The organism is Methanoculleus formosensis (assembly GCF_025384765.1).
Classification (GTDB): Archaea; Halobacteriota; Methanomicrobia; order Methanomicrobiales; family Methanoculleaceae; genus Methanoculleus; species Methanoculleus formosensis.
In genome coordinates this window covers 15820-42716 of record NZ_VHLL01000007.1, presented here as the reverse complement: position 1 = coordinate 42716, position 26897 = coordinate 15820, and the positions used below count along the sequence as shown (strand labels likewise).

Below are 26897 nucleotides of genomic sequence, written 5' to 3'. Positions count from 1 at the left end.
ATGTCATCCCGGCCGGATACATGCCGACCGTTCTCTCCTTGATCGGTTCAGGGAACAGAGTGCATAATACCGGTGAATCAAATACATTATCTTTGATGAGGCAGAATACCATAAAGAAACGTGGAGTGTTGGTGTTCTTGTGGTGAAGGATTGCTCCACCGATACGGTAGCACGGGCCGTCAGGGAATACGAAGGCGTCACCCGGAAGAGGGAGATCGGGGATATGATCCGGTCTCTCCGGATAGAGAGCCCCGACGTTATCGCTTCGTTCGGTGAGGATGCCGCGGTCATCCGGCATAATGCAGAGGACGCGCTGCTTCTTGCGGCGGATGGTATCTGGAGCAGGTTAATGGAGGCGGACCCGTTCTGGGCGGGGTACTGCGCCGTGCTCGTGAACGTTCACGACATCGCCGCCATGGGCGGAAGGCCGGTTGCGATGGTCGATGTCCTCTCTGCCACGAACGACCATATCCGCGACGAGGTGACCCGGGGCATGGTCACGGCGTCCGCACAGTTCGGCGTCCCGATCGTGGGCGGGCATCTCCATCCGGAGACGCCCTACAGCGTTGTGGATCTGGCGATCCTCGGGACGGCCAGGATGGACCAGCTCATCTTCTCGAACACGGCAGAGGAAGGGGACGTGGTCGTCGCGGCGATTGACCTCGATGGCCGGGTGCACCCGTCATGCAGCTTCAACTGGGACTCGGTCACCATGAAGTCGGCGGAGACGGTGCGGGCTCAGATCAGGGTGATGGAGGACCTGGGAAAAGAGCGCCTGGTGACGGCCGGCAAGGACATCAGCAACCCGGGCGTCATCGGAACCCTCGGCATGCTCCTTGAGGTGAGCGGAAAGGGCGCGGTGATCGACCTTGAGGCGATACCCCGACCGGACCTCTCCGCCCTCGGTCTCCCCTTTGAACAGTGGGTGCGCATGTATCCCGGCATGGGGTTCATCCTGACCGTCAGGCCGGAGAACGTGGAGGAGGTCTGCCGCCGGTTTGACGACGTCGGGATCACCGCCACCGCCATCGGGGAGGTTGACGGAACTGGGAGGCTCTCCGTCAGGTACCTGGGCCGGGAGACGCAGGTCTTTGATCTCGACCAGGACGGTATCATGGGGATCTTTTCGGACGGAGGGGCATGCCGGTAACGGTCGGGCTTGGTGCGGCGTCCCCCGACGCGAAGATCCTCTCGACCGTCCGGGCGGTCGGCCGGGAGGTCGATCTCATCCTTTTTTCCCCGCCGGGAACCGCCGGCTCGTTTCCTGATTCAGTTACGGTCGTCGAGTCCGAGGAGCCGCAGATCGCCCTCATCGAAGCGCTCTATGCCGGCAGGATCGATGCCGCCGTCAGGGGCACTCTCCCCGCCTCTTCGACGCTGAAGGCGCTCAAGCAGGCGGCAGGTGTCGATCACCTGGAGCGGATTGCCCTCCTCGAGGCCGCCGACGGGCATCTCTTCCTCCTCGCCCCGGTCGGGGTCGACGAGGGCTGGACGGTCGAGGAGAAGGTGCGGTTCGCTCGAACCGGCCGGGACATCGCCCGAAGGTTCGGGCTCCCGGAGGGGGTGGCGGTCCTCTCGGGAGGACGGCTCGGGGATCTCGGGCGGCACCCGGCCGTCGACCGGACGATGGCGGATGCCGAACTCGTTGCACGCCTGACCGGGGCGGAGCACACCGAGATCCTGATCGAGGAGGCGGTGGGAAGGTACGGGATGGTCGTGGCTCCCGACGGGATCTCCGGGAACCTGATCTTTCGGACACTCACGTTCCTCGGAGCCGGGGCGGGGCATGGTGCTCCAGTGGTAAATATCGATAGAATTTTCGTGGATACGTCGCGCGCCTCTGCAGATTATACCAATGCGATAATTCTCGCGAAATCTCTGGCGCAATCGGAAAGTCCCTGATTATGCCTCTGATTATCAATTGGGGTTCTAAAGTCCGTTATTCCAATCGGCACCGTTACCTGCCGATTATCGGGGTGCCCTGTCCAGACACACCCTCAATGGGAAAGAGAAACGCAAATTCCCGAGATAATCCCGAAACGTTTAAATATTAACTGAGACACCTCTTTTTAGAGGTGGAATGAGATTATGGCAGATCTACCTATTGCTGCGGTTGTACGTATCGCAAAGAAGAATGGTGCTGAGAGAGTCGGGAGCGATGCCGCTGCCGCACTGGTTACCAAGGCTGAGGCGTACATCGCCGAGCTGACCAAGGAAGCCAACAGGCTTGCCCAGCACGCGGGACGCAAGACGATCAAGGCGGAAGATGTCGACCTCGCGGTTAAGTCCGCGTAAGTCGACCTATCTTTCCTTCTCTTTACCGGGGTTCTTACGGGCCCCTTTTCACATCTCACTCCGGCAGCATACATGCCGAACGCTCGGATGATTCTCCTTCCCGGAGATGCCCCTGACGGCGTTCTGCTCCTCCCGGCCCGGCAGACAGATCGCAGATGTGTGTCAGACGCTCACAGCGGCGATTCCAGCCCGGTTGTCCCGACATATCGGGGGTTTTTACGTCTGCTGCACCGTGGAGGTTCTATGAGCCGTTACAGCGCTCGCGGGCGAGGCGCTCCACTTCAGGAAGGCGGGCCGGATCCAGGGTAGTGCGTGGCGGATGCCGCCCTCGGGGAGTGGGTCTCCCCTTTCCCTGTCTCTACCTCCCGGGGTGACTGTAGCCCCCACCCCGCCCGCGCTTCGCGCTCCTCCCCCGCCCACAAGGGGCGGGGGCAGTCATGGTGATAGCCGGTGGGAAGCCGTGTCTCGGGGCACACACCACACTTTTTAGCATCTCCCCATGCAGTGGGGGGTATCGCCATTGGGGGAGGGGCGGAGCATCCCCCCTCTCCTGCCTCTACCCCACACGGATCTTTTCGTAACTCCCACCCGCGCTCCCCTTTCCTGATAGAGCAAAACCGCGCCCCTCACAGCCCCGCGAGAGCCAACAATCGGGTGCAACGCACCACTGACAAAAAATTACCGTTTTCGGGGCTCACAGTGTCCCTTTGGTGCTCGGCACGTCGCCTATCGAGGGATCGACCGCCACGGCTGCCCGGAGCGCCCGTGCAAACGCCTTGAACGCCGCTTCACAGATGTGGTGGTCGTTGCTGCCCGTGACCGCGATGTGGGCGGTGATCCCGGCGTTGGTGCAGAGGCTGTAGAAGAAGTGCTCGATGAGGTCGCCGGGGATGCCGCCCGGCCCCACCGGCGAGAAGCCGCCCTCGAAGACGAGGTAACCCCGGCCGCCTACGTCGAGCGCCACCCGGGCAAGCGCCTCGTCCATCGGGACGGCGGCGTCGGCGAACCGGGTGATCCCTCTCCCGTCTCCGACCGCTTCGGCAAGGGCCGTCCCGAGGACGATCCCGATATCCTCGACGGTGTGGTGGGCGTCCACGGCGAGGTCGCCGGTCGCGCGGATTGAGAGATCGAGCCGCCCGTGCCGGGCAAACGAAGTCAGCATGTGGTCGAAGAACGGCACCCCGGTCTCGATGGTTCCCGCCCCGGTTCCGTCGAGGTCGAGGGAGAGCCTGATATCGGTCTCCCGTGTCGCGCGGTGGATCTCACTCGTTCGCATGCGCTGCCTCCATGACTTCCGGAAGCCGTACTTTCCCGGCGTAGAGGGCGGACCCGAGGACCGCCGCCGCCGCTCCGGCTTCTCGGAGCGCCGCGACGTCCCCGGAACTCGATATCCCACCCGAGACGACGACCGGAACCTTCACCCGGCGGAGGAGTTCCTTCACGGGTTCGATGGCGATCCCCTGCTGGAGCCCCTCCACGTCCACGTTCGTATAGAGGAGCGATCCTGCGCCGAGGCCTTCGAACCGCTCCGCCCAGACGAGATAACTCCCTGCCGGGCGCTCCCACCCTTCGATCATCACCTCGCCGGCCCGGGCATCGATACCCGCCATCACCCGCTCGCCGCCGAACTCGTCGGCAAGCGTCCGGACGATCTCCGGCTCCCGGACGGCCTGGGTCGAGACGATCACCCGGTCGATCCCGGCGTCGAGCCACCCCGCGGCATCCTCCACGCTCCTGATGCCGCCGCCGAGTTCGACGAACGTCTCCGTCTCGCGGGTGAACTTCCGGATCAGGTCGGCGTTCTTCTGCGCCCGGCCGAACGCCCCGTCGAGGTTGACGACGTGAAGGCCGTCCGCTCCCTCATCGAGCCACCGGTGCGCCCAGGCGGCCGGTTCTCCGTAGACCGTCGCCGCCTCCGGCCGACCCTGCACCAGCTGCACGCACCGCCCGTCCAGGATATCAACTGCAGGATAGATCTCCATCTTCTCAGCGTATGATCCGTTCGATGGGCATGACTAATATGTCTTTTGCGCCGGCGCGTTTTACCTGGTTGATCAGTTGATAGACCCGCTCCTCTTTCACGACGGCGTGAACGGCAACCAGGTTCTGGTCGGATGCCACCTCCATCACCGTCGGGCCGGAGAGGCCGGGCAAGACCTCCCGTACGTCCGCAAGGGCGCTTCGGTGGACGTTCATCATCAGGTAGCACTGTCCCTTCGCGCGGATGACGCTCTCGAGAGCGAGGACGAGCTCGTCGATCTTCTCCCGCTTGGCCGTGAGCGAGGCGGGGTTCGCCACCAGGACGGTCGTGGAGGTCAGCACCTCGTCGATGACGCGGAGGTGGTTCGTCCGGAGGGTTGTCCCCGAGGAGGAGAGGTCGACGATGGCGTCGGCGATCCCGAGGTGCGGCGTCGCCTCGCATGCCCCACCGACGGTCACGATCGTGACGGCAACGTTATGCCGGTCGAAGAACGCGCGGGTGATCGCCGGGAACTCGGTCGCCACCTTTGCACCTGCAAGGTCGGCGACGGTCTCGACGTCCGACTCCTCCGGCACGGCGACGACGAGCGTGGCTTTCCCGGTCTGCAGGTCGAGGACCTCTTCGACCACCGAGCCCCGCTCCATCACCATATCCTTCCCGGTGATACCGAGATCGGCGACGCCGCTCGCCACGTACTCCGGTATGTCGATCGGGCGGGCGAAGAGGATCTCCACGTTCGGGTCGCGGGTCCGGGTGATCAGCCTCCGATCGCTCCCGCCTTCGGCCAGGTGGAGGCCGCTCTTCTCGATCAGTTCGTTGATGGGCCCGGCAATCCTTCCTTTGTTCGGGATGGCAAGGCGAACGAGCCCGGGTCCGGGCACGGGCTGCCGGGGTGACGGTTTACTCATGGGTCAGAACAACTCCAAAAATGTTAGAAGGTTTAGAATGTAGAGAGTTCTCCCCTGATAACCTTCTCGGTGATGGCGGGGGTCTTCTCCAGCCATTCGTCGATGATCGACTCGACATCGGGTTTTATGGAGTTGATGTCATAGCCCGGTTTCGTGAGGATCTGGGCGCTTGCCACGTGCGGCTGGTCGATCGGGTAGCCGATCCGGGAGACCATGCGGACGTACATCTCCTCGATCCCGTCGACCTTCGCGACGCAGTCCTGCGCAACCTGCGTCGCGAGGAGGTTGTAGAGTTTGCCGATGTGGTTGATCGGGTTCTTGCCGCTCGTCGCTTCCATGCTCATCGGGCGGTTCGGGGTGATCAGCCCGTTCGCGCGGTTGCCGCGGCCGACCGAGCCGTCGTCGCCCATCTCGGCGGAGGTACCCGAGACCGTCAGGAAGACGCTGCCGGCCTCGAGGTCGTCGGCGGTGTTGATCGCGACGTTGACCGTCCTTCTGGTGAACTGTTTTGCGACCGCCGCGATCTGCTCCGTCAGGAAGTTCTTCTGCTCGACGTACTCGGCGATGCTCGAGCAGTAGCGGTCCACGAACGCCATCGCGACGGTGAGGGTGACGGCATCGCCGTCACGCAGGCACATGATCTTGCAGTCCTGGCCGATGACGGGGTACTTCGGGCGGAGGGTGTCGTCGATGTATGCTGCGACGCCCTTAACAATGCTCTCCGCCTCGCTGAACGGCGCGTGCCCGACCCCGAACGAGGTGTCGTTCGCCCGCGGAACCTTCCCCTCGCATGACCGGAAGACATCCTGCAGATCGGTCGATCCGTTTCCCATCCGGCAATCGACGATGATATCGCGGTTCATGTTGATGGTGGGGAGGATCTCTTTGATGTAGTCGCGTGCAGCCTCGACGGCGATCGCATCGGCGGGGATGTTTATGCCGTTGAACGTCTTCGTGGCCCGGCCCGATATGAGGAAGTAGATCGGTCTCGTGATCCGGCCGCCGCCGAACTTCGGGATCGACTCTCCTGCAACGACCTCGCCCTGGTCGGTGTTGTGGTGCAGGACGCTGCCGCACTCTTCCAGGTACGACCTGCTGAGTGCCCTGCTGATCGACTCCGCGATGCCGTCCGCGAGGCTGTCCGGGTGGCCGAGGCACTTCCTCTCCACCAGTTCAATCCGCTGCTTCTCGATCGGGATCTGGTCAAGCCATTCTACGCTGATGTTCCTGGTCATTAAATCCACCGTAGTTCTAAAGTATGATAAGAGAAATGATTGCAATTCATATAACCATTTCTAACCGTCACTACGGAGGCGGATGTCGGAGCGGATGCTGATCTTGCATTGCCCGTCCCTGAAGATGCGCACCATGCCTCCGCTCTCGGAGACCGTGATGCCGATGACCGGGATCTCGTGAGTGATGGACGCGGTTGCGCGGTGCCTCCCCCCGAGGCCGCCGGGAAGAGAGATGCCCCGCCCGGTGACGTCCAGGTAGCGGCCCGCCGACCGCACCTCGCCGGTCTTGTCGATGACGAAGACCCCATCGAGCTGGGCGAACTCCTTGACGCTCTCCCAGTTATCCTTGTTCTTGATGTCCCGTAGCGCTGCGGGATGTCCCTGGTAGGGGTTGAGGATCGCCTGGTGAGAGTGCCGGAAGACCTCCTCCGGGTCTCCTATGATGAACGCGGTGCCGATGGCTCTCCCTTCCCTTCCCTCGACCGCGATCTCGAGGGCGAGCGAGAGGGCCGAATGAAGCACCTCGCGGGGGACGATGTCGGAGAAGTCTTTCAAGTTGATGAAGTTCTTCCCCTCCTCGATATCATAGATGATGAGGGCGTAGGAGAAGACGCCGACGACGAGCCCGTTCTCCAGGTTGCGCCGGAGGTAGAGGTGGACGGCGGCGTCGAGCATATGCCGTTCGCTCACCTCCAGGATATCGTGCATGGTGAGGTCTTTTAGAACGTCGAGCTGGAGCTCCTGCACCTGGATGATCGGGACATCGGGCGCCTCCGCGAGAACCGGGGCCGGTTCGACGAAGGATACGACTGCCCGAGCCCCGATATTCTCCGCCACCGCGCAGGCGGTTGCGAGCATCAGCTCGCCGTTCATATGACCTCGTGGATCAGTCCGGGTATCTCAGATGGACGGGATGCGACGGGGATGTTCTGGTCGCGGAGCCGCCTGACCTTGGACCGGGCGTCGCCCTCGCCTCCCTCGATGATCGCGCCCGCGTGGCCCATCCTCTTCTCGGGCGGAGCGCTCACGCCGGCGATGTAAGTGACGACGGGAAGATCGGTCGACCGGACGCCTTCCTCCTCGAGGTTCCCCCCTACCTCGCCGATGACGACGACCGCCTTCGTCTGCGGGTCCTCCTCGAACCGCGCGAGAACATCCACGAACGTCTGGCCAATCACCGGATCGCCGCCGATCCCGACGACCGTGCTCTGGCCGATGCCGGCCCGGGTGAGTTCGTCGACCACCTCGTAGGTGAGGGTGCCGCTCCGGGAGACGACGCCGACGTTGCCGCGGCGGGCGAGGTGGGCCGGCATGATCCCGAGCTTGCACTCCCCCGGCGAGAGGAGGCCCGGGCAGTTCGGGCCGATGACCGTGCAGTCGTGGAGTTTCGCATAGGCGATCGCCGACATAACGTCATGAACCGGGATGTGCTCGGTGATGACGACGGCAAGTTCGATCCCCGCGTGCGCCGCCTCCATGATTGCGTCGCCTGCAGCGCCGCCCGGCACGAATATGACGCTCGCGGTCGCGTCGTGCTCGCGGAGCGCCTCCTTTACGGTGTTGTAGACCGGAACGCCATGAACCTCCCGTCCTCCCTTCCCGGGCGCGGTCCCGGCGACGACGCCCCGCCCGCCGACCTCGCGGGCGTAGGCGTTCATCAGTTCCGTATGGAACGTGCCCTGCTTGCCGGTGATGTTCTGGACGATCACGCCGAGATCCTTATCCCCATAAATCATTCTGCGACCTCCATCGCTGCTTTCACGGCCGCATCCATACTCTCGAGCATCCGGTAGCCGCATTCGGCAAGTAACTGCCGGCCTTCCTCCTCGTTCGTCCCGGCCATCCTGACGATGACCGTCGGCGCGACGCCGGCGGCGATGATCCCCTTTGCCACCTCGTCGCACCGGGTGATCCCCCCGAGGAGGTTGACGACGATCACGTTCACCCCGGGCATGCTCGCGACGAGTTTGACGGCGTGCATCACGCGCTCCTGGTCGGCGCCGCCCCCGACATCGAGGAAGTTCGCCGCCCGGCCGTGGTAAAACTCGATGAGGTCGAGCGTCGACATCGTGAGCCCGGCACCGTTGCCGATCACCCCGATGCTCCCGTCGAGTTCCACGTAGGAGAAGCCGTGCTTCTCGGCCTCGCGCTCCCGCTCAGAGAGGTCGCGGTTGACTGCTATCCCCTGGCGGGCGAGGGCGTTGTCGTCGATGATCAGTTTCGCGTCCGCCGCGTAGACCCCCCGCGACGTCGTCACGAGCGGGTTTATCTCCGCAAGCATGGCATCTTTCCCCTGGAATACGTGGTAGAGGCTGTTGATGACCGGCGCGAGTTCTTTGGGCGCGCCGCCGAGGAGTTCCCGCATCAAGAACGGCGGGATGTCGCGGAGGAGGGGGGATACGACGACCCTCCGTACGGCAGACTCATCCTCCTCCGCCATCTTCTCGATCTCCACGCCGCCGGCGTCGGCGAAGAGCACCACCGGCTGTCCGCTCGACCGGTCGACGGCGATGCTCACGTAGTATTCGTGCTCGATCGGGAGGCGCTCCTCCGCGAGGATCTCCCGTACCGGCACGCTCTTGATCTCCCGGGAGAAGAGGTCTCGGGCGGTCTCGGCCGCCGTCGTGCGGTCGGCCATCAGGACGCCGCCGGCCTTTCCGCGCCCGCCGACGTCCACCTGCGCCTTCAGCACCACGCCGTCGCCGAGATCGGGCAGGTGTGCCGCGACCTCCTCCGCCGCCCGTATAACCGCCCCTTTCGGGACCGGTATCCCGTACTCAGAAAAAACCCGTTTTGCCTCGTATTCCAGTAGTTTCATAAGTTCACGCTCGCTCTCCGAGTTCGAATCCTCTCTTCAACGCCTTCAGGTTCAGTTCCTCGGTGCCCTTCGGGACGCTGTCGAGCACCGCACGCTCGATCGCCTCTCTGCTCACGACCCCGGTCGCGGTCACGAGAGCGCCGATCATCACGATGTTCGCGACAATCTCCCGTCCGAGAGCGCCTTTCGCCTCCGATGTCGCCGGGATCTCGTAACAGCGGCATCCCGGGCGCGACCGGACGAGGTCGGCATCGATGAGCATGACCGCGTCCTCCCCGGCACGGGCCCCGTACTTCTCGAACCCCTGCTGCGACATGATGACGTAGATATCGGGCCTGGCCACCTCGGGGTAGAGGATCGGTTCGTCGTCGATCACCACCTGTCCCATCGAGGCCCCGCCCCGCGCTTCCGGGCCGTAGACCTGGGTCTGGACGGCGTACTTGTTGTCGTAGAGCGCCGCCGCCCGCCCGAGGATGACCGCGGAGAGGATGATCCCCTGCCCGCCGTATCCCGAGAACCGGATCTCATGCCTCATCGCCGCACCCCCATCGCAGGCTGGTTTCGCCGGACGAGTTCCCCGACGGTGAACGCCCCTTCAGGGATCGGCTCTCCTTCCGCGACCAGCCGATCACGCTTTGCAACGAGTATCGCGTGGCTCCGGAGGTGCTCGATCATCGCCGGGACGGTCCGGAGTTTGTTGTGGCGGCCGTAGTTCGTCGGGCACTGCGTCCGTGCCTCGATGAAGGCGAGCCCCGGCGTCTGCATCCCGACGGTGATGGCCTTCGTGAGCTCCTTGACGTGGTAGGAGGTCCACCGGGCGACGTAGTTCGCGCCGGCGGCGACCGCGAGCTCCGCGAGGTCGAACGCCGGTTCGCTCGCCCCGTATGGCGTCGTCGACGATATGGCTCCCGGCGGGGTCGTCGGACTCCCCTGCCCGCCGGTCATGCCGTAGATGTGGTTGTTCATGCAGACCACGGTCATGTCCACGTTCCGGCGGCAGGCGTGGATGAAGTGGTTCCCGCCGATGGCGGCAAGGTCGCCGTCTCCCGTGAAGACGACGACGTTGAACTCCGGCCGCGCCATCTTCACGCCCGTCGCGAACGCAAGCGCCCGGCCGTGGGTGGTGTGGAGCGAGTCGGTGAGGATGTAGCCGGGAGCCCGGGATGAGCACCCGATCCCGGAGACGAAGACCGTCTCATCGCGTTTCCAGCCCATCTCCTCGACGGCCGCGAGGGTGCAGTTGATGATCGTCCCGTTCCCACACCCTGTACAGTAGATGTGGGGGAGCCGGTCACCCCGGAACCAGTCGGGCGCGATCATCGGTGCGCCTCCAGCACCCGCACGAGTTCGGCAGGGGTATGCAATTCGCCTCCGATCTTCGGGATGGAGACGACCGGCTGGTCGACGTGGCGCTGGACTTCCCGCACCACCTGGCCCATGTTCAGTTCCGGCATCAGGAAGACCTTTGCGTTCGGGAATTCTTTCAGGGCGAACTCCGGGAACGGCCAGACGATCCTGAGCCGGAGGTGCCCGATCGAGTCGTCGGGATGGTCGCGCATCACCTGCTCCACCGTCCGCGACGGCGGGCCGTAGGTGACGAAGACCGTCTCGGCGCCGGGGTTCACGATCTCGTAGTCGGCGATATCGCGGCGTGCCGACTCGACCTTCGCGACGAGCCGCCGCACGAGTTTGTCATGCGCCTCGGGATCGGTCGTGTCCGGGTAACCCCGCTCGTCGTGGGTGAGGCCGGTCACGTGGACGGCTCTCCCCGAGCCGAAGGGCGCGAACCCGGGGATTTTGTCCTCGCCGGCCGCGAAAGGAAGAGAGCCTTCCGCGAGCGGGCGGGGGCGTTGTATATCGACCGCGTCGGGGATGGTCACCCGCTCGCGCATGTGGCCGACGATCTCGTCGGACATCAGGAAGGTGGGGACCCGGAACCGGTCCGCGAGGTCGAACGCCTTCACCGTCAGGTCGAACATCTCCTGGACGGAGTTCGGGGTGATCGCGATGGTGCTGTAGTCGCCGTGCGACCCAAACCGGCACTGGAGCATGTCTCCCTGTGCCGCCCGCGTCGGCTGCCCGGTGCTTGGCCCGCCGCGCTGGATGTTGACGATGACGCACGGCGTCTCGGTCATGGCCGCGTAGCCGATGTTCTCCATCATCAGCGAGAACCCGGGGCCGCTCGTCGCGGTCATGGCCCTCGCCCCCGTCCACGCGGCGCCGATGACGGCGGCGATGCTCGCGATCTCGTCCTCCATCGAGATGAAGACCCCGCCGGCCTTCGGGAGTCTCCGGGCCATCGTCTCGGCGATCTCGGTCGACGGCGTGATCGGGTAGCCGCCGAAGAACCGGCACCCGGCGGCAAGCGCGCCCTCTGCGCAGGCGGCGTTCCCCTGCATGAACTCGGTCCTGCTCAAAACTCCACCTCCACTCTGTGCGGCTCGAACGGCTTCTCCTCGACCCAGGATATGGCCTGGTCGGGACAGATCATGTGGCAGACCCCGCAGAGCATCCTGCCGTAGAGGGCCTGCAGCCTGCAGTTCGTACATCGTTCGGGGCGGTCGAGGACCGGGGCGACGATCCCCCGGCTGTTGAGTTCCGTTCCCTCCCGAAATATCCCGTAGGGGCAGACCAGCACGCAGAGATTGCATCCTTTGCAGCGGCTTTCATCGATGACGAGTTTCATGAGACGGTATCCTATCTTATGTTGAATCGCTGGTGAAATTGTGTTTTCGCTTTCTCCCGTACTGCGCGGAAGAGATCGCCGCCGTGGGCGTCGATCCCGACCGTCAGCGGCAGGTTATCGATCTGGATGACCCATACCGCCTCGGCCATGCCGAGGTCTTCGAAATAGACGCCCGAGAGACTCATGCGGTCTGCGGCGAGCGCGGCGCACCCCCCCGTGAGCGCGAGGTAGACTCCGCGCCCCCGGAGTCGCTCGACCACCTCCGGCCCCATGCCGCCTTTGCCGACGAGGGCGCGGACGCCTGCGTCGATGAGGAACCCCGTTATGGCGTTCATCCGGGCGGACGTTGTGGGGCCGGCGACGACGAGCCGGCCGTCCTGCACCACCGGGCCGCAGTGATAGACCACGGCACCCTCCGGGTCGAAGGGGATGCCCTCCTCCATCATGCGGAGGTGGGCCTCGTCCCGGGCAGTGTAGATCGTCCCCGAGAGCGTGACCGTATCTCCCGCACGGAGGTCGAGCACCTCGTCGCCGAGCGGTGTCTTGAGGTTCACCGCTCCACCTCCACGGTCGCCCGGCGGCAGGCCCAGCACTGCACGTTCACCGCAACCGGGAGGGAGGCGGTGTGGCAGGCGGCGCGCTTCACCTTCACTGCGAGCGCCGTCGTGTCGCCGCCGAGCCCCATCGGCCCGATCCCGAGTGCGTTGACCGCGTCGCAGAGTTCCTGCTCGTAATCGTCCATGGTGTCGACCGGGAGGAGCAGGGCCTCCTTTGCGAGCGCGGCGGCCATATCGAACGTCCCGCCGATCCCGACGCCCAGGATCACGGGCGGACAGGGTTTGCCGCCCGCGAGAAGCATCGTCTCGGCGACGAAGCGGGGGATCTCCTTTGCCTGCGAGGGAAGGAGCATCCCGATCCGTGAGACGTTCTCGGAACCCGCGCCTTTCGGGAGAACCGTCACCGTGAGCCGGTCGCCGGGCGTCACGTGGACGGCAGGCATCCCCGGGCCGGTGTTGTCGCCGGTGTTCTCGCGGGTGAGGGGATCGACGACGTTCGGGCGGAGGGGGATCGCGGCCGTCGCCCTCCGCACTCCCTCCCGCACCCCTTCAAAGAGAGCGGGTGAGAACGCGATGTCGGGCGGAAGGGTGAGGTAGACCACCGGGACGCCGGTATCCTGGCAGATCGGCACCTGCCGTTCCTCTGCAAGCGCGATGTTCTCGAGAATGTTGCCGAGTTCCCGGCGCGCGATCTCGTCCCTCTCGGCCGCCGCTGCCCTCCGGAGCGCCGCGAGCACATCGGGGGGCAGCCGGATCTCGGCCTCGGCGAGGGCTCTCGCTGTGGCGTCTGCCAGTGCGCTCGAAAGCGTAGGATCTGCCGGATTAACCATCATCTATACTGGTGGGAAGAGACTATATAATACCTGTATTTCCCCTGGTTGCGGATACGCCGCCTTGTGGGGGGTTCCCCGGAAAAAAGATGGGAAATGGTGCGGGTTTACGCTGTCGGCGCCCGCTCTTCGACGATCCTTGCTGGAGTCGGAAGTTTGTATATGCCGCGCCTGAGCGAGGTCTTGGCCTTCTCGGTGTACTGCGGGCTTGTCCAGACGGAGAAGACCTTCTGGCCCTTGTCCACCCGCGCCGCGGTGCCGACGGCCTTCCCGAAGGCGAGGCGCATGCCTTCCGAGACACGGTCCGCACCTGCGCCGGTCGCCTGTTTGTTCTCACGGAGGACGTGGTGCGGGAAGGTCCGGATCTTCAGGTGGTAGTTCGCCCTCCCGATCTCCTTCTGGAGTTGCCGGTTGATGCCGATACGAGCGGCCTCAAGCGCCGTGTGCCGTATCTGGCATGTCTCCTCAACGACGATGGAGAGTTCGACCGGGAAATCCTCGGTGAGGTTGCCCATATCAAACTGCACGATCTTGCTGCCCGGCACGCCGCCCATGTATTCCCTGCGTGTATATGCTTTTTTTGCGAGATTCCTGTACATCTTCGCTGGTTTTCGTACCATCGTTAAAAACTCCTGCCGATCTTTGAGTGCTTTATAAAATGGGAATTTCCTCTAATAAACCTTACTGGATGTTTTCGCTCTCGTCGATCATCCTGAGCACCCTTCGCCGGACTTCCGCGAACTCGGGACTGGTGCGATCCCGGGGGTGCGGCCAGGGAATCTCGATGACCTCCCGGATGGAACCCGGCCTCGGGGTGAGGACGACGATCCTGGTGGCGAGGTAGACCGCTTCGTCGACGCTGTGGGTGACGAAGACGATCGTCTTCTTCGTCTGTTTCCAGAGGGAGAGGAGCTCTTTCTGCATGTGGTTGCGGGTCTGGGCATCCAGAGCCCCGAACGGTTCGTCCATGAGGAGGACATCGGGGTCGTTTGCGAGCGCTCTTGCGATCGCCACCCGTTGCCGCATCCCGCCGGAGAGTTCGTAGGGGTAGGCGTCCCTGAACTGGGAGAGGCCGACCAGCTCGATGTAGCGGTCCGCCGTCCGCCGGCGCTCCTCTTTTCCGACCCCTTTCATCTCGAGGCCGAAGGCGACGTTGTCGATCACCCTCCGCCAGGGGAAGAGGGAGTACTCCTGAAAGACCATCCCGCGCTTCGGGTCCGGGCCGGTGACCGCGCGCCCCTCGATCGTCACGCTCCCGGTCGTCGCGGTCTCGAGGCCGGCGATGATCCGGAGTAGCGTCGTCTTCCCGCACCCCGATGGCCCGACCAGACAGATGAACTCCGTGTCGCCGATCTCCAGGTTGACGCCCTCGAGCGCCTGCGTGAAGGTGCCGTCCTCCTTTGGGAAGGCCTTGCCGACGTTCGCGACCGAGACTCCGCTCATTTCAGGCCACCTCCCCTGCCCGCCACCGCAGGAGCTGCTTATCGACGTAGTTCCTGAAGATGCGGTCGATGATGAGCCCCGTAAATCCGAGGATCAGCATGTAGACGACGACATTGGGCATCTGGTGGAGGTAGTAGTTGTGCCAGAGCTGGTAGCCGAGGCCGTAGGTGGAGACGCCGAACATCTCGGCGGCGACAAGACACATCCAGCCGACGCCCATGGCGATCCTGACGCCGGAGGCGATCGCCGGGACGGCGGCGGGCAGGGCGACGTAGCGGATCAGCTCAAACGAGGTGTCGCACCCGAGCACCTTGCCCGCCTCGACGAAGACCTTCGGGACGTCCCGGAACGCGGCATAGGTCGCGGTCAGGATCGGGAAGAACGCCCCTGCAAAGATGACGAAGCCCGCCGCCTGGGTGGTGAGCCCGAACCAGATGATGGCGAACGGGATCCAGGCGAGCGGCGGGATGGGGCGGAGGGTCTCGATGATCGGGTCGAGGAGGTGATCCGCCACCCGGAACCATCCCATCAGGATCCCGAGGGGGACGCCGAGGATGAACGCCGCGATGATCCCGATCCCGAAATGCTCAAGGCTCACTGCAAGGTCGGTGAGGAGCGTGCCGGACCCGAGGAGGTTTATGAATGCGCTGGCGACGTCGGTGACGCTCGGGAGGATGAATGATCGCCCCACCACGTAATCGGCGATGATCTGCCATACTATCGCCACGACGGCGACCGCTGCGATGCCGAGGAGTCGTTTCTGTGTCTGCTGCTTCATGGTTCTATTCCGCTGCTCATGACGGGTGCCGGAGTGGATCGCTGGCCGATCACCTCAGGAACCTTTTCTATTACTTCATCGGCATCGCCGTAAAAGATACTTTTGGAGAAGAAAACAGAGAGGTCCCGGGTTATGCCCGGGCCTTCTCGTAGAACGAGAGGTCGAAGAGGTCGTCCTGGGTGAGGGGTTTGTTGATGTAGCCGAGTTCATACTGGAGGTTCGTGTACTCGACCACCGAGGTCGTGATGACGTTCGGGTCGGCGGTCCAGGTGCCGTCCCAGTCCCGGAAGGATGCCTTCACGGTCTCGACGTTCTGCCCGGTCTTCTTTGAGTAGATGGCTGCGGCCTCGTCGGGATGTTCGATGTTGTACTCCGTCGCCTTGATATGGGTCCGGACGACCTGCTCGACGATCTCGGGGTGCTCGCGGATCAGGGAGCCGCTTGCAACCAGAACGCAGCAGGCGTGGTCTTTCATCATCTCGCCCGACTGCACGACGGTCCTCCCCGTGCCCTCGGCTGCGATGACGGACGGGGACGGGTGGGGCAGGAAGACGCCGTCGACCTGGCCTGCGGAGAGGGCGGTGGTGGCGGCGCCGGGGTCCATGGCCTTGATGTTGACGCTCGCCGGGTCGACGCCGTTCTCCTCAAGCCAGGTCCGCAGGATGGTGTCCTGGATGGTTCCCGGCGGGAAGGTGGCGATCGTCTTGCCCACGAGGTCGGCAGGGGTCGAGTAGGGGATCTCGTTCCTGAGCACCAGATCGGAGCCCTGGGTCTGCACTGCAGCAACGATCTTGGCGTCAAGTCCGGTGCTCACGGCTGCTATGAACGGGGCGGAGCCGACGTAGGCGATGTCCAGGTCCCCGGCGAGCATCGTCTGCATCTCGGGCGCGCCGGTGGGGAAGTTGTAATCGGTTATCTGCGTGATGCCGAACGGCGCGAGGTCCTCCTGCCACCATCCCTTATCCATCGCGGTGGTGTGAGCGGTCTGGTGGGTGCTCGGCTGGTAGCCGATCCGCAGATGCGTCACATCGCCGCTGTCGGTGCCGGTGCATCCGCTTACAAACGTGAACGCCGCGACCAGGGCCACGGCCAGAAGAATTGCAGTGAGTTGCTTCATATGTATCTCCATCTGTATGGGTAGTTGTATACTGAGTAATCATCACGCTGTCGGTATATAGTAGTGTCGAAAATTTGCAGTTATATTATACTATAGTATTAAAATTAGTTTGATATTTTTCCATATTGAATAAATGAGTGCCGGGTAATGTGGGGGCGGAGGCGCACGTTGCCGGGTGAGATCGGTCCAGAGATGCCTCTGCCGGGACACCCTCCCCCGCGTGGCGATACGCGATGGCTTGTAGCATCTTATTTAATCTACAATACATAGGTGGAATGCCCGCGTATGATTACCGAAAACCATCTATCTGTGAATGCAGGAGGAAGAGTGAATGACAGATACCTTAACATTTGACCAGGCGATGAAGAAGCACCTTCAGACATTGGAACTGTATGTGCCGATCGTAGCAAGAGTTCATGGGAGCAATCACCCGGAATTTGGTGAAGTTCACAGGTTGTTCGATACAATCGTTGAAAAAACAAAAGCAGCGGGCCCAGATAAACCTGAATTGAACGAAGAGTTTGCCCGACTGCAGGAGGTTACGGATACTTACACCGTCCCGGAAGGTGTGTGCGAGAGCTATGAGGCTGTCTACAGTATGCTGGCCGATCTGGATAGGGCATATCGTGCTGGATAGGGCATATCGTGCTTAGATCGTTATAATACAGAGAAGACGGTGAGCGTTTTGCAGAGATTTATACTGAGTAAGAAAAATCATATAACGCTGATCTGCGCTATTCTGATCGTTCTCGGGTTTATCAGTGGACTGGGTTTTAATAATGAGACTGTGGCTACCTGGTCCCTGGCCATCGCTTCAATTTTAGGGGTTGCGCCTATTGCAATCCAGGCCTATCAAGCATTGAAGGTTAGAGTCGTCAGTATTGATGTTCTAGTCACCGTCGCGGTCATCGGGGCGTTTCTCCTCAGGAATTTTGAAGAATCCGCCATTGTCACCTTCTTGTTCTTGTTCGGTGCTTATCTGGAGCAGCGGACATTGAACAAGACGCGTTCGGCCATAAAAGAGTTGACCGAAATGGCGCCGGAAAGCGCCCTAAAACAGATGGAGAATGGTGTATTTGAAGAAGTAAATGTGGATGAAGTCGATGAGGGCGATATATTACTGGTGAAGACCGGTGCGAAGGTTCCTGTTGATGGAACCGTTCTGTCTGGAGTTGGCCACATCAACGAAGCAAGTATCACCGGCGAGTCCGTCCCGGTCGGAAAAAAGAAAGATTCAGGTGTATATGCCGGAACGATTCTGGAGAATGGAACACTTCAGATTGTCGCCGACCGTGTAGGTGAAGATACTACTTTTGGTAGAATTATAGAGTTGGTTGAAGAAGCGCAGGATTCAAAATCCGAAGCGGAACGCTTCATTGATAAATTTTCTAAATACTATACTCCGGCAGTTTTAGGGCTTGCCATCATCACATGGTTAATTTCGCGAGATGTTGAACTGGCCATCACATTACTGGTTCTGGGATGCCCCGGCGCACTGGTCATCGGCGTACCCGTTTCAAACGTAGCGGGCATTGGTAACGGAGCACGGCATGGCGTTCTTTTAAAAGGCAGTGAAGTTATCGGCGATTTTAGCAGGGTCGATACCATCGTTTTCGACAAAACAGGTACATTGACGATAGGCAATCCAAAAGTAGCCGACAAAGAATTTTACGCGGACGACGTTCGAGAGGTATTAGCGTATCTTGCAAGCGTTGAAAGTGAATCGGACCATCCCCTGGCCAATGCAATTGTAGAATACATCGGAGATATACAACTACGTCGAGTAGAACGAACGGATGTTGTAAAAGGCGCTGGAATTGTCGCTTACATCGATGGACACAGGGTTGCGGTAGGCAATGTTGCGCTCATGGAGCGGGAGGATGTTCATTTATCTGAAAAGGCCCATGCAGACATTGCCCGATTCGGAAAGAGCGGAAACTCCCTTGTTTTAACATCCGTCGATGGCGAACTGAAAGCACTGATGGGTATCCGTGACCAGACCCGTCCGGGTGTAAGGGAGGACCTGCAAAAATTAAAGAAATTGGGCGTTAAAAATCTGGTAGTTCTCTCGGGAGACAACCAGGGGACAGTTGATCTGGTGGCGCGTGAACTGGGTTTGACAGAAGCGCACGGACATATGTTACCCGGAGATAAGTCGAAATATATTGAAGGGTTACAATCTAAAGGTCATATCGTAGCATTCGTTGGAGACGGAGTAAACGATAGCCCATCCCTTGCTCTGGCGCATATCGGGATTGCTATGGGGGGCGGCACAGATGTCGCGATTGAAACATCGGATGTCGTCCTGATGAATTCGGATTTCAGTCGCCTGCCACATGCACTGGGCTTAACAAAAGCAACGGCTGCTAACATGCACCAGAATATCGTTATCGCAGTAGGAGTTGTGTTAGTCCTGCTTGCCAGTGTATTTTTAAGTGACTGGATGAACATGTCGATAGCGATGCTGGTACACGAAGCAAGCATATTGGTCGTAATTCTAAACGGAATGCGACTCCTCCGGTACAGATTATGATATGAGGTTAAGGAGAGGTGAAGATGAAGAAAGCAACGATCCAGTTAGAAGCATTGGCCTGCCCGTCATGTGTCCAGAAGATTGAACAAGCAACAAAATCTCTGGCCGGTGTGGAAAAAGAGAGTGTAAAGGTGCTGTTTAACGCAAGCAAAGTAAAATTTGACTTTGATGCTGAGAAAACATCCGTCGAGGATGTCGAAAAGGCCATTACTGCACTTGGATATGTAGTCATAAAATCTCAGGTTAAAGATAAGTAAACTACCCCGCCCTTCGGGGCGAGGCCTCCTGCTTCATCCTTTCTCTATCGGGACCGGGTTCACGGGCACAATGGTGCGTTCCGAACCCGCTACCCCGAAAGGATTCTGATCTTCTCCGGCGTTTCTCTTGATATTGACCGCCGTGTTGACGTCGCAGTCATGATGGGTGCCGTGCGCGGGAGACTCTCCATTGTGATGCCCACCACGGTCCACTGCCCGGGGTGAACCGGAGAAGATCCAGAGCAACCATCCTATCCGTGCGTTGTTTTAATCTCCCCCGCGGCCAAACGATACAGACAGGACTGTTGATATAATGCGTTCGGATCAGATTCGGCAGGGCCGTCTCGCCGGTGAACGGTCGGGCGATCTCGAGCACTTTCTTGCATCGATGGAGACCGACCGCTGGATCGCGGAGGCGGATCTCCTCGTGGACATGGCGCACCTCCTCGGCCTTGTGCGGCAGGATATCATCAATGAGGCCCCGGCACGGGCCCTGATGGCGGCGCTCCTCGACCTCCACGACCACGGCATCCCGGAGGAGGCGTTCGACGAGAAGTTCGAGGACGTCCACGCGGGCAAGGAAGCCTGCCTCATCGATCGGGTCGGCGAGGACTTCGGCGGCCGCCTCCACATGGGCAGGTCCAGGAACGACGAGGTCGCGACCTGCATACGGATTCGGCTCAAAGAAGAGATGATCGCCCTCGTGCGGTCGCTTGCCGACCTCCGGCGGACCCTTCTCGACGTCGCCGCCGCCCACACGGAGACGGTGATGCCGGGCTTCACCCACCTCCAGCACGCCCAGCCCACGACGCTCGCCCACTACCTCCTCGCCTACGAGCAGGCCTTCTCCCGGGATACGGCCAGATTGCGCGAAGCGTATGCCCGGGTGGACGTCTCCCCCCTCGGCTCAGCGGCGTTCGCCTCGACCGGGTTCCCCCTCGACCGTGCCTACACTGCGGCTCTCCTCGGTTTCTCCCGCCCGGCACCAAACAGCATGGACGCGGTCGCCGCCCGGGACTTCGCGATCGAGGTGCTCGCCGATACAACGGCCATGATGACGACGGCGAGCCGGCTCTGTGAAGAGCTCGTCCTCTGGAGCACGGCGTTCGTCGGGTTCGTCCAGCTCGAAGACGCCTACTGCTCCTCCTCCTCGATCATGCCCCAGAAGAAGAACCCGGATGTGGCCGAGATCATGCGGGCAAAAGCCGGGACGGTTGCCGGTGCACTCACCGCGGCGGTCACCATCGTCAAGGGTCTCCCCATGAGTTACAACCGCGACCTCCAGGAGCTGACCCCTCACCTCCGGCGGGGTGTGGAGGGCGCCCAACAGAGCATCCCGCTCCTCGCAGGGATGATCGGCACCGCCACCTTCAACACGGAGCGGATGGCCGCCGAGGCGGGCAGGGGCTTTTCTACCGCGACGGAGCTTGCGGACGTCCTCGTCCGGGAGTATGGACTTCCCTTCCGCACCGCCCACCGCATCGTCGGGCGGGCGGTACGGCACGGCTCGCTCGACCTCGCCACGGTCGAGGGCGCCGCCCGGGAAGCGGCCGGGATCTCGGTCGTGGAACGGGGGCTGAACCAGGAGCGGATCGATGCCGTTCTCGACCCGGCCCACGCTGTTGCGGTGCGGAGCATCGTCGGCGGCCCGGCGCCCGCGGCGGTTGCCGTTCAGATCGATGAACAGAGAGAACTCCTTGCCCGCGACGAAGAGTGGGCGGAGGAGACTGAATCAGCACTATCAAGCGCATTTGAAGACCTTATCCTGAAAGCACGGAGGTTTGCAGCATAATGGAGAGACTCGAGACCGGAGACCTGGTGCGGTACACAAACGGCGGTACCGCGCTCACCGGCACCTATATCGCCGAACGGGACGGGATGGCCGTCGTCAAACTGGAGAGCGGCTACAACATCGGGGCGTCGCCCGAGAAGATCGAGTTCGTTGAGCGCCCCGCCCCGCAGCCGCCGGCAGGCGCCGGGGTCGTCGTCCAGAACCCCGACCTCCCGGAACTCGCCGTCATATCCACCGGCGGGACGATCGCGAGCAGGGTGGACTACCGGAGCGGCGCGGTGATGAGCCAGTTCTCGGCGAGCGATATCCTGCGGGCGATCCCTGAACTCGGGGACGTCGCCCGCTACCGCGACCGCCAGATCGCAAGCATCCTCTCGGAGAATATGAAGCCGGCGCTCTGGCGGGAACTCGCCCGGGCGGTCTATGACGAGATCCGGACCGGCGTCACCGGGGTGATCGTCACCCACGGCACCGACACGATGGCCTACTCGGCGGCGGCGGTCAGGTTCATGCTCAAGACGCCGGTGCCGATCGTCTTTGTCGGGTCGCAGCGGTCTGCCGACCGCCCGAGTTCCGACAATGCCATGAACACCCTCTGTAGCGCCGCCGTCGCCGCCGGCGATCTCGGCGAGGTGGCGGTGGTGATGCACGCGACGACGAACGACGACCGCTGCGCGATCCACCGGGCGACGAGAGTCCGCAAGATGCACACCTCCCGGCGCGACTCCTTCCAGAGCATGGGGATGGAACCGCTCGGCTACGTCGACTACCCCTCCCTCTCAGTCACCCTCTCGGACGAGGCGGTCCGCCGGGGTGCACAGGAGCCTGAACTCCATGACGCGCTCGAAGAGCGGTGCGCTCTCCTCCACTTCTACCCCGGGATGCCTGCGAGCGTCCTCGACGTCTTCGAGGGCTACGCCGGTCTGGTCATATCGGGGACGGGGCTCGGGCACGTGGCAACGGACTGGGTCCCGAAGGTCCGGGAGATGATCGAGGACGGGACGACCGTCGTCATGACGTCGCAGTGCCTGCACGGCCGGGTCTGCGACCGGGTCTACAACACAGGAAGGGATCTCCTCGCCGCCGGGGTCGTCGAGGGCGAGGATATGCTGCCTGAAGCGGCGCTCGTCAAACTGATGTGGGTGCTCGGGAACGAGAGAGATCCCGAACGGGCGAAGACGCTGATAGAGACCGATCTCGCGGGCGAGATCCGGCGGAGGTCGATCCCATGATGGACTACGGGAAACTCGGCCTCAAGGCCGGCATCGAGATCCACCAGCAGCTCGACACCGCCGAGAAGCTCTTCTGCCGCTGCCCGACCTGCCTCCGCGACGTCTCCGAGCGGACGGGGGAGTTTTACCGCTACCTCCGGGCGACGGAGAGCGAGCTCGGGGAGATCGACCGGGCGGCGCGGGAGGAGATGAAACTCGTCCGGAAGTTCCGCTACTACACCTATGATACGGTCTGCCTGGCGGAGCACGACGAGGAGCCCCCGTCCCCGATGAACCCCGAGGCGCTCGAGGTCTGCCTCACGATAGCAAAGATGCTCGATATGACCCCGGTCGAGCAGGTGCACACGATGCGCAAGCTCGTCATCGACGGTTCGAACACCAGCGGGTTCCAGCGGACGGCGCTCGTCGCGCTCTCCGGCGCCCTTCCCGGCGGCTGCCGGGTCGAGACGATCTGCCTTGAAGAGGAGGCGGCGCAGCGGGTGGAGGACGAGACCTTCTCCCTCGACCGCCTGGGGATCCCGCTCGTCGAGATCACCACCGCCCCCTGCATGCGCACCCCCGAGGCCGTCCAGGAGGTCGCGGGGCATATTGGGATGATCCTCCGCTCGACCGGGAGGGTGAAGCGCGGGCTCGGGACGATCCGGCAGGACATCAACGTCTCCATCGCCGACGGCGCCCGGGTGGAGATCAAGGGCGTCCAGGAACTCGATCTCATCGCCGAGGTGGTGCGGCGCGAGGTCGAGCGGCAGGTCAATCTGGTTGAGATCCGGGACGAACTCCGGGCACGGAGTGCCCGGGTCGATCACACCGTCGTCGACGTCACCGCCCTCTTTGCCGAGACGAAGTCCGCGATCCTGAAGAAGGCGAAAGCCGTCCTCGCGGTCCGGCTCTGCGGGTTTGCCGGGCTCGTTGGGCGCGAGATTCAGCCCGGCAGGCGTCTCGGGAGCGAGATGTCGGACTACGCGAAGAAGTGCGGCGTCGGCGGGATCTTCCACACCGACGAGCTCCCCGCCTACGGCGTCACGGCCGAAGAGGTGGCGCGCCTCCGGGAGTTCGTCCGGGCCGCGGAGAACGATTGCGTCGTCATTGTCGCGGCGGGAAGGGAGCGCGCCGGGTGCGCGGCCGAGCAGGTGATGATCCGCGCGGAGATGGCGCTCTCCGGGGTCCCCGAAGAGACGCGCAAGATGCTCGAGGAGGGGAGTTCCGCCTACATGCGCCCGCTCCCGGGAGCCGCCCGGATGTACCCCGAGACCGACGTCTTTACGGTCGCGATCGACGGGGGCCTCTGGGAGAGGATCGTGATCCCCGAACTTCTCACCGCCCGCGCCGAGCGGTTCGTTCGGGAGTTCGGGCTCGACGAAGGGCTGGCACGGCAGGTCGCGTTCTCCGAACGGCTGCCGCTCTTCGAGAAGGCGGTCGCCGCCGGCGTCCGCCCCAATCTTGCTGCACGGACGCTGCTTGCCACCTGCCGGGAGCTCGCCCGCGACGGCGTCGACGTCGGCCGGGTGAGCGAGGAGGAGATCCTTGCCCTTCTCTCGGCGGTCGAGGGCGGCCGGGCGGCGAAGGAGGCGATCCCCGATCTCCTCACCGAACTCGCAAAGACCGCCGGAGACGCCGGGGAACCGGGCGTTCGGGTGGACGCGGCGATCGAGAAGATGGGGCCGGCCGTCTCGCAGGCGGATGTGGAGGCGATTGTCCGGCGGATCGTCGCCGAACGGGAGGCATTCGCCCGGGAGAAGGGTATGGGCGCGCTCGGCCCCCTGATGGGCGTCGTCATGCAGGAACTCCGCGGGAGCGTCGACGGGAAGGTCATCAGCGAGACCCTCCGACGCGAGCTCCAGCGGTTACTCTCCTGATCCCCGGCCCGGGTCCCTCCCGGTCGGGTTACTTTTATCATCGGATCAGTGCATAAATATAAAGGAGTTTTATCATGGGAAAGACAGGCAGTGTTCAGTGGGCCCAGGTCAAGGGCGTCAAGGGGCAGATCCGGCTCGTCCCTGCAAGTGAAGGCGAAGTGAAGAAACCCGGCCCGAACCAGCGGTTCAAGCCGGCAGCGGATATCCGGAAGCGGGCGAGCAGAGAAGGGCAGGACCAGCGGCGCGGCGGACGTGGCGGGCGCGGTGGACGCGGCGGGCGCGGCGGCAGGGGAGGCGGCGGCACTCCTACGATGGACGTGCGGGTACGCCGCGGCATACGGCGCGCCAAGGTGTCGGCTCTCGGGACCAAGCAGAAATCGAGATAAGCCGTCCCCCTCTTCTCCTTCAATACTTTTTATACTTGAGAGTTCCAGTATGTGGTATGGATCTCAAATCCGCCATCAGGACCTATCAGTTTGCCGAACGGGCGAAATCCGAACTGATTGTGGGGTCGCACCTGACGACAGCCCTGATCCAGTTTCCGCTCACGGAGAAGCCCGGCGGGAAACGGATGCTTGTGATGGTGCTCGAGTCGATCCGCTCGGAACTCGACTTCGCGTATGGGGATACGGGACTTTCCGAATTCAAGAAGGCCATCGATCACCTCAACGAGGCGATCAGCCTGACGGAGAGCATGGATCTCGGCGCTGCGTCGGAACGGATAGGAAGAGCCGTCAGCGCTGCCACAACTGCAGCCCAGGCGGCATGGGAGACGCTCAAAGAGCATGAACTCCTCTGATATCCTCCGATTTCTGAGAGCGCGGTCGTCGGTCCGGGAATACTCCGGGGAGCCGCTCGATCCGGAGGATCTCGACTACATCCTCGCCTGCGCGAGTACGGCGCCGAGCGCCGGCAACCGCGAGGCATGGGATCTCGTCGTCGTCACCGACGACGATGTCAGGCTGGAACTCGCGTCGGCGGCCCTCGAGCAGGTGCATATCCGGGAGGCCCCGGCGGTCCTGGTGGTCTGTGCGAACTACGTCCGGTCGATGTCGCACTACGGGGAGCGGGGGATCCTCTACGCGCTCGAGGACGCGACGATCGCCTGCACCTACATGATGCTCGCCGCCCATGCCCGGAACCTGCACTCGTGCTGGACGGGGGCGTTCGAGGAGAACGAGGTTCGCGAGCTTCTCGGCCTCCCGCAGCATGTCCGTCCCGTCGCGCTCCTCGCGGTCGGGAAGGGGAGGCCGCCGCTCGAACCCATGAAACGGATGCCGGTGGACGAGCACGTACACCGCGAGACCTGGTAGGACTAACCATTTTCGGAGAGAATATGTCGGATTATTTGGTTACGCTTGAATCAGCGTGGATAATTAAAGACGTCAAGTCTATGGACGACGCCGTGAGCATTGCGATCAGCGAGGCCGGCAAAAGGCTCAACCCCTCGGCGAAGTTCGTGGAGATCGAGGCAGGGATGATCGCCTGCCCCTTCTGTGAGGGGGAGTTGAACACCGCGCTCGTGGTCGCCGGCACCGCCCTTGTCGGGCTCATGCTGGAGATGAAGGTCTTCCGTGCGGAGTCCGAAGAGCACGCGGCAAGGATTGCAAAGTCAGTCGTCGGGAAAGCGCTGCACGACGTGCCGCTGAAAGTCCAGGAAGTGCAGGAGTTATGATCTCCGTCGTCGGGCATACCGCCATCGACCATCTCTTCCAGGTGCCGAAACTCCCCGGGCGGCACAACTCGACCTACATCGCCGGCCACGAGGTCTACTTCGGCGGCGGGGCGGCGAACATCGCGGCCGGGATTGCAGTGCTCGGGGAACGGTGCCGGCTGGTCTCCGCGGTCGGCGGGGACTTTCCGGGGAGCGACTACGACCGCTGGCTGCACGGCCTCGAGATCGTGCAGGACTTCACCCAGGTGAACGATGCCCGGACCGCGACCGCGTACGTCTTCACGGACGACGACGGCGACCAGGAGACCTTCTTTGAGTGGGGCGCGTCGACCGCGTTCTCCCGCGCGGAGGCTCCCGCTCTCGACTTCGTCCACATGGCGACGGCCGACCCCGACTTCAACGTCCGGGTGGCCCAGAAGAGCAAGTTCGCCTCCTTCGACCCGGGGCAGGATCTCCTCCGCTACACCCCGGACCAGCTCGAGATCATCCTCGCGAACATCGACATTCTCTTCTCGAACAACCATGAGATGGACCGGATGTGCGATATGCTGGGGCTGGAGCGGACCGCACTCGTCGCGTCGATCCCGATGACCGTCACGACCCGGGGGGTGGAGGGGAGCATCCTCTGCGTGGACGGCGAGGAGTATCACGTTCCGGCGGTCACGGTCGAGGCCGTCGACCCCACCGGTGCCGGAGACGGCTACCGTGCCGGGTTCCTCACGGCGTTCCGGAGGGGCTACGCCCCGCTCGACTGCTGCCGTGCGGGGGCGGTGGTCTCGTCCTTCGTCGTCGAGAGGACGGGCACCCAGACGAACCTTCCCGACTGGGAGCGGATGCTTGCACGGTATCGGAAGGTCTTTGGCGAGCCCGGCGAAATTATTATCTGAATTATGGGTAATACAGC

At 62.8% G+C, this 26897-nt stretch carries 31 protein-coding genes; 14 read left to right on the top strand and 17 right to left on the bottom strand.

Features of this window, described 5'->3' with window-relative positions:
- Positions 1 to 139 precede the first annotated feature (139 nt).
- The 3 genes from FKB36_RS11015 (at position 140) to FKB36_RS11005 (ending at position 2295) form a co-directional block, all read left to right on the top strand.
- Positions 140 to 1150 carry a methanogenesis marker 2 protein gene (locus FKB36_RS11015; RefSeq protein WP_261598123.1) on the top strand — a complete coding sequence of 337 codons (1011 nt, stop codon included), beginning with the start codon at positions 140 to 142 and terminating at the stop codon, positions 1148 to 1150.
- A complete protein-coding gene (mtxX, locus tag FKB36_RS11010; RefSeq protein WP_261598122.1) occupies positions 1141 to 1902 on the top strand; it encodes a methanogenesis marker protein Mmp4/MtxX in 762 nt (253 codons plus the stop codon). Before FKB36_RS11015 ends, mtxX begins: the two co-directional genes overlap by 10 nt.
- Positions 1903 to 2088: 186 nt before the next feature.
- Positions 2089 to 2295, top strand: a complete 207-nt coding sequence (locus FKB36_RS11005) for a histone family protein (RefSeq protein ID WP_011843678.1) — start codon at positions 2089 to 2091, stop codon at positions 2293 to 2295.
- 694 nt (positions 2296 to 2989) lie between these two features.
- Here the strand turns inward: FKB36_RS11005 and hisB are convergent.
- The 17 genes from hisB to FKB36_RS10920 all read right to left on the bottom strand — a co-directional run bounded on the left by hisB (position 2990) and on the right by FKB36_RS10920 (position 16648).
- On the bottom strand, positions 2990 to 3571 hold the full coding sequence (gene hisB, locus FKB36_RS11000) for an imidazoleglycerol-phosphate dehydratase HisB (protein WP_261598121.1): 582 nt from the start codon (positions 3569 to 3571) through the stop codon (positions 2990 to 2992).
- Positions 3558 to 4277 carry a 1-(5-phosphoribosyl)-5-[(5-phosphoribosylamino)methylideneamino]imidazole-4-carboxamide isomerase gene (gene hisA / locus FKB36_RS10995; protein WP_261598120.1) on the bottom strand — a complete coding sequence of 240 codons (720 nt, stop codon included), beginning with the start codon at positions 4275 to 4277 and terminating at the stop codon, positions 3558 to 3560. The genes hisB and hisA overlap by 14 nt, the downstream gene beginning before the upstream one ends.
- Before the next feature lie 4 nt (positions 4278 to 4281).
- On the bottom strand, positions 4282 to 5184 hold the full coding sequence (gene hisG / locus FKB36_RS10990; RefSeq protein ID WP_261598119.1) for an ATP phosphoribosyltransferase: 903 nt from the start codon (positions 5182 to 5184) through the stop codon (positions 4282 to 4284).
- Between the two features lie 32 nt (positions 5185 to 5216).
- Positions 5217 to 6419, bottom strand: a complete 1203-nt coding sequence (locus FKB36_RS10985) for a methionine adenosyltransferase (protein WP_261598118.1) — start codon at positions 6417 to 6419, stop codon at positions 5217 to 5219.
- Positions 6420 to 6479: 60 nt separating this feature from the next.
- On the bottom strand, positions 6480 to 7292 hold the full coding sequence (locus FKB36_RS10980) for a DNA integrity scanning protein DisA nucleotide-binding domain protein (protein WP_261598117.1): 813 nt from the start codon (positions 7290 to 7292) through the stop codon (positions 6480 to 6482).
- The gene (gene sucD / locus FKB36_RS10975; protein WP_261598116.1) at positions 7289 to 8155 is read right to left on the bottom strand and encodes a succinate--CoA ligase subunit alpha; all 867 of its coding nucleotides are present in this window, start codon (positions 8153 to 8155) and stop codon (positions 7289 to 7291) included. The genes FKB36_RS10980 and sucD overlap by 4 nt, the downstream gene beginning before the upstream one ends.
- The gene (locus FKB36_RS10970; RefSeq protein WP_261598115.1) at positions 8152 to 9237 is read right to left on the bottom strand and encodes a succinate--CoA ligase subunit beta; all 1086 of its coding nucleotides are present in this window, start codon (positions 9235 to 9237) and stop codon (positions 8152 to 8154) included. The genes sucD and FKB36_RS10970 overlap by 4 nt, the downstream gene beginning before the upstream one ends.
- 4 nt (positions 9238 to 9241) lie before the next feature.
- The gene (locus FKB36_RS10965) at positions 9242 to 9772 is read right to left on the bottom strand and encodes a 2-oxoacid:ferredoxin oxidoreductase subunit gamma (RefSeq protein WP_261598114.1); all 531 of its coding nucleotides are present in this window, start codon (positions 9770 to 9772) and stop codon (positions 9242 to 9244) included.
- A complete protein-coding gene (locus tag FKB36_RS10960) occupies positions 9769 to 10557 on the bottom strand; it encodes a thiamine pyrophosphate-dependent enzyme (protein ID WP_261598113.1) in 789 nt (262 codons plus the stop codon). The genes FKB36_RS10965 and FKB36_RS10960 overlap by 4 nt, the downstream gene beginning before the upstream one ends.
- The gene (locus FKB36_RS10955; protein ID WP_261598112.1) at positions 10554 to 11654 is read right to left on the bottom strand and encodes a 2-oxoacid:acceptor oxidoreductase subunit alpha; all 1101 of its coding nucleotides are present in this window, start codon (positions 11652 to 11654) and stop codon (positions 10554 to 10556) included. Before FKB36_RS10955 ends, FKB36_RS10960 begins: the two co-directional genes overlap by 4 nt.
- Entirely contained in the window at positions 11651 to 11923 is a 273-nt protein-coding gene (locus FKB36_RS10950; RefSeq protein ID WP_261598111.1) for a 4Fe-4S dicluster domain-containing protein, read from the bottom strand. The genes FKB36_RS10955 and FKB36_RS10950 overlap by 4 nt, the downstream gene beginning before the upstream one ends.
- An 11-nt stretch (positions 11924 to 11934) precedes the next feature.
- Positions 11935 to 12477 carry a FumA C-terminus/TtdB family hydratase beta subunit gene (locus FKB36_RS10945; RefSeq protein ID WP_261598110.1) on the bottom strand — a complete coding sequence of 181 codons (543 nt, stop codon included), beginning with the start codon at positions 12475 to 12477 and terminating at the stop codon, positions 11935 to 11937.
- Positions 12474 to 13313: a fumarate hydratase gene (locus FKB36_RS10940; protein ID WP_261598109.1), complete on the bottom strand. Its 840-nt coding sequence runs from the start codon at positions 13311 to 13313 to the stop codon at positions 12474 to 12476. The genes FKB36_RS10945 and FKB36_RS10940 overlap by 4 nt, the downstream gene beginning before the upstream one ends.
- A 104-nt stretch (positions 13314 to 13417) precedes the next feature.
- Complete coding sequence (locus FKB36_RS10935) at positions 13418 to 13930, bottom strand: 50S ribosomal protein L16 (RefSeq protein WP_261598108.1); 513 nt, start codon at positions 13928 to 13930, stop codon at positions 13418 to 13420.
- A 61-nt stretch (positions 13931 to 13991) separates the two neighbouring features.
- On the bottom strand, positions 13992 to 14753 hold the full coding sequence (locus tag FKB36_RS10930) for an ABC transporter ATP-binding protein (RefSeq protein WP_261598107.1): 762 nt from the start codon (positions 14751 to 14753) through the stop codon (positions 13992 to 13994).
- Between the two features lies 1 nt (position 14754).
- Positions 14755 to 15531 carry an ABC transporter permease gene (locus tag FKB36_RS10925; RefSeq protein ID WP_261598106.1) on the bottom strand — a complete coding sequence of 259 codons (777 nt, stop codon included), beginning with the start codon at positions 15529 to 15531 and terminating at the stop codon, positions 14755 to 14757.
- Between the two features lie 130 nt (positions 15532 to 15661).
- Positions 15662 to 16648, bottom strand: coding sequence for an ABC transporter substrate-binding protein (locus tag FKB36_RS10920; RefSeq protein WP_261598105.1), 987 nt, complete (start codon positions 16646 to 16648; stop codon positions 15662 to 15664).
- Positions 16649 to 16979: 331 nt separating this feature from the next.
- Between FKB36_RS10920 and FKB36_RS10915 the strand changes: the two genes are divergently transcribed.
- From FKB36_RS10915 to FKB36_RS10865, 11 genes are all read left to right on the top strand, one after another.
- Positions 16980 to 17285, top strand: coding sequence for an iron-sulfur cluster repair di-iron protein, ric (locus tag FKB36_RS10915; protein ID WP_261598104.1), 306 nt, complete (start codon positions 16980 to 16982; stop codon positions 17283 to 17285).
- A gap of 39 nt (positions 17286 to 17324) precedes the next feature.
- Positions 17325 to 19181: a heavy metal translocating P-type ATPase gene (locus FKB36_RS10910; protein WP_261598103.1), complete on the top strand. Its 1857-nt coding sequence runs from the start codon at positions 17325 to 17327 to the stop codon at positions 19179 to 19181.
- Between the two features lie 23 nt (positions 19182 to 19204).
- Positions 19205 to 19438: a heavy-metal-associated domain-containing protein gene (locus tag FKB36_RS10905; protein ID WP_261598102.1), complete on the top strand. Its 234-nt coding sequence runs from the start codon at positions 19205 to 19207 to the stop codon at positions 19436 to 19438.
- Between the two features lie 313 nt (positions 19439 to 19751).
- Positions 19752 to 21230, top strand: a complete 1479-nt coding sequence (argH, locus tag FKB36_RS10900) for an argininosuccinate lyase (RefSeq protein WP_261598101.1) — start codon at positions 19752 to 19754, stop codon at positions 21228 to 21230.
- Complete coding sequence (gatD, locus tag FKB36_RS10895; RefSeq protein ID WP_261598100.1) at positions 21230 to 22462, top strand: Glu-tRNA(Gln) amidotransferase subunit GatD; 1233 nt, start codon at positions 21230 to 21232, stop codon at positions 22460 to 22462. The genes argH and gatD overlap by 1 nt, the downstream gene beginning before the upstream one ends.
- Positions 22462 to 24318, top strand: a complete 1857-nt coding sequence (gene gatE, locus FKB36_RS10890; protein ID WP_261598182.1) for a Glu-tRNA(Gln) amidotransferase subunit GatE — start codon at positions 22462 to 22464, stop codon at positions 24316 to 24318. The genes gatD and gatE overlap by 1 nt, the downstream gene beginning before the upstream one ends.
- 74 nt (positions 24319 to 24392) lie before the next feature.
- Positions 24393 to 24704: a DUF5350 domain-containing protein gene (locus FKB36_RS10885; RefSeq protein ID WP_261598099.1), complete on the top strand. Its 312-nt coding sequence runs from the start codon at positions 24393 to 24395 to the stop codon at positions 24702 to 24704.
- Between the two features lie 56 nt (positions 24705 to 24760).
- Complete coding sequence (locus FKB36_RS10880) at positions 24761 to 25117, top strand: hypothetical protein (protein WP_261598098.1); 357 nt, start codon at positions 24761 to 24763, stop codon at positions 25115 to 25117.
- On the top strand, positions 25104 to 25631 hold the full coding sequence (locus tag FKB36_RS10875) for a nitroreductase family protein (protein ID WP_261598096.1): 528 nt from the start codon (positions 25104 to 25106) through the stop codon (positions 25629 to 25631). Before FKB36_RS10880 ends, FKB36_RS10875 begins: the two co-directional genes overlap by 14 nt.
- A 23-nt stretch (positions 25632 to 25654) precedes the next feature.
- Positions 25655 to 25993 carry a DUF555 domain-containing protein gene (locus tag FKB36_RS10870; protein WP_261598095.1) on the top strand — a complete coding sequence of 113 codons (339 nt, stop codon included), beginning with the start codon at positions 25655 to 25657 and terminating at the stop codon, positions 25991 to 25993.
- Positions 25990 to 26880: a carbohydrate kinase family protein gene (locus FKB36_RS10865; protein WP_261598094.1), complete on the top strand. Its 891-nt coding sequence runs from the start codon at positions 25990 to 25992 to the stop codon at positions 26878 to 26880. The genes FKB36_RS10870 and FKB36_RS10865 overlap by 4 nt, the downstream gene beginning before the upstream one ends.
- The last annotated feature ends 17 nt before the right edge of the window (positions 26881 to 26897 follow it).

Bases quoted from the DNA above. Each gene is read 5' to 3' on its own strand.
- mtxX (WP_261598122.1), top strand. From the start codon at position 1,141: ATGCCGGTAACGGTCGGGCTTGGTGCGGCGTCCCCCGACGCGAAGATC.
- FKB36_RS11005 (WP_011843678.1), top strand. From the start codon at position 2,089: ATGGCAGATCTACCTATTGCTGCGGTTGTACGTATCGCAAAGAAGAAT.
- hisB (WP_261598121.1), bottom strand. From the start codon at position 3,571: ATGCGAACGAGTGAGATCCACCGCGCGACACGGGAGACCGATATCAGG.
- hisA (WP_261598120.1), bottom strand. From the start codon at position 4,277: ATGGAGATCTATCCTGCAGTTGATATCCTGGACGGGCGGTGCGTGCAG.
- hisG (WP_261598119.1), bottom strand. From the start codon at position 5,184: ATGAGTAAACCGTCACCCCGGCAGCCCGTGCCCGGACCCGGGCTCGTT.
- FKB36_RS10985 (WP_261598118.1), bottom strand. From the start codon at position 6,419: ATGACCAGGAACATCAGCGTAGAATGGCTTGACCAGATCCCGATCGAG.
- FKB36_RS10980 (WP_261598117.1), bottom strand. From the start codon at position 7,292: ATGAACGGCGAGCTGATGCTCGCAACCGCCTGCGCGGTGGCGGAGAAT.
- sucD (WP_261598116.1), bottom strand. From the start codon at position 8,155: ATGATTTATGGGGATAAGGATCTCGGCGTGATCGTCCAGAACATCACC.
- FKB36_RS10970 (WP_261598115.1), bottom strand. From the start codon at position 9,237: ATGAAACTACTGGAATACGAGGCAAAACGGGTTTTTTCTGAGTACGGG.
- FKB36_RS10965 (WP_261598114.1), bottom strand. From the start codon at position 9,772: ATGAGGCATGAGATCCGGTTCTCGGGATACGGCGGGCAGGGGATCATC.
- FKB36_RS10960 (WP_261598113.1), bottom strand. From the start codon at position 10,557: ATGATCGCGCCCGACTGGTTCCGGGGTGACCGGCTCCCCCACATCTAC.
- FKB36_RS10950 (WP_261598111.1), bottom strand. From the start codon at position 11,923: ATGAAACTCGTCATCGATGAAAGCCGCTGCAAAGGATGCAATCTCTGC.
- FKB36_RS10940 (WP_261598109.1), bottom strand. From the start codon at position 13,313: ATGATGGTTAATCCGGCAGATCCTACGCTTTCGAGCGCACTGGCAGAC.
- FKB36_RS10935 (WP_261598108.1), bottom strand. From the start codon at position 13,930: ATGGTACGAAAACCAGCGAAGATGTACAGGAATCTCGCAAAAAAAGCA.
- FKB36_RS10930 (WP_261598107.1), bottom strand. From the start codon at position 14,753: ATGAGCGGAGTCTCGGTCGCGAACGTCGGCAAGGCCTTCCCAAAGGAG.
- FKB36_RS10925 (WP_261598106.1), bottom strand. From the start codon at position 15,531: ATGAAGCAGCAGACACAGAAACGACTCCTCGGCATCGCAGCGGTCGCC.
- FKB36_RS10920 (WP_261598105.1), bottom strand. From the start codon at position 16,648: ATGAAGCAACTCACTGCAATTCTTCTGGCCGTGGCCCTGGTCGCGGCG.
- FKB36_RS10915 (WP_261598104.1), top strand. From the start codon at position 16,980: ATGACAGATACCTTAACATTTGACCAGGCGATGAAGAAGCACCTTCAG.
- FKB36_RS10905 (WP_261598102.1), top strand. From the start codon at position 19,205: ATGAAGAAAGCAACGATCCAGTTAGAAGCATTGGCCTGCCCGTCATGT.
- argH (WP_261598101.1), top strand. From the start codon at position 19,752: ATGCGTTCGGATCAGATTCGGCAGGGCCGTCTCGCCGGTGAACGGTCG.
- gatD (WP_261598100.1), top strand. From the start codon at position 21,230: ATGGAGAGACTCGAGACCGGAGACCTGGTGCGGTACACAAACGGCGGT.
- gatE (WP_261598182.1), top strand. From the start codon at position 22,462: ATGGACTACGGGAAACTCGGCCTCAAGGCCGGCATCGAGATCCACCAG.
- FKB36_RS10885 (WP_261598099.1), top strand. From the start codon at position 24,393: ATGGGAAAGACAGGCAGTGTTCAGTGGGCCCAGGTCAAGGGCGTCAAG.
- FKB36_RS10880 (WP_261598098.1), top strand. From the start codon at position 24,761: ATGGATCTCAAATCCGCCATCAGGACCTATCAGTTTGCCGAACGGGCG.
- FKB36_RS10875 (WP_261598096.1), top strand. From the start codon at position 25,104: ATGAACTCCTCTGATATCCTCCGATTTCTGAGAGCGCGGTCGTCGGTC.
- FKB36_RS10870 (WP_261598095.1), top strand. From the start codon at position 25,655: ATGTCGGATTATTTGGTTACGCTTGAATCAGCGTGGATAATTAAAGAC.
- FKB36_RS10865 (WP_261598094.1), top strand. From the start codon at position 25,990: ATGATCTCCGTCGTCGGGCATACCGCCATCGACCATCTCTTCCAGGTG.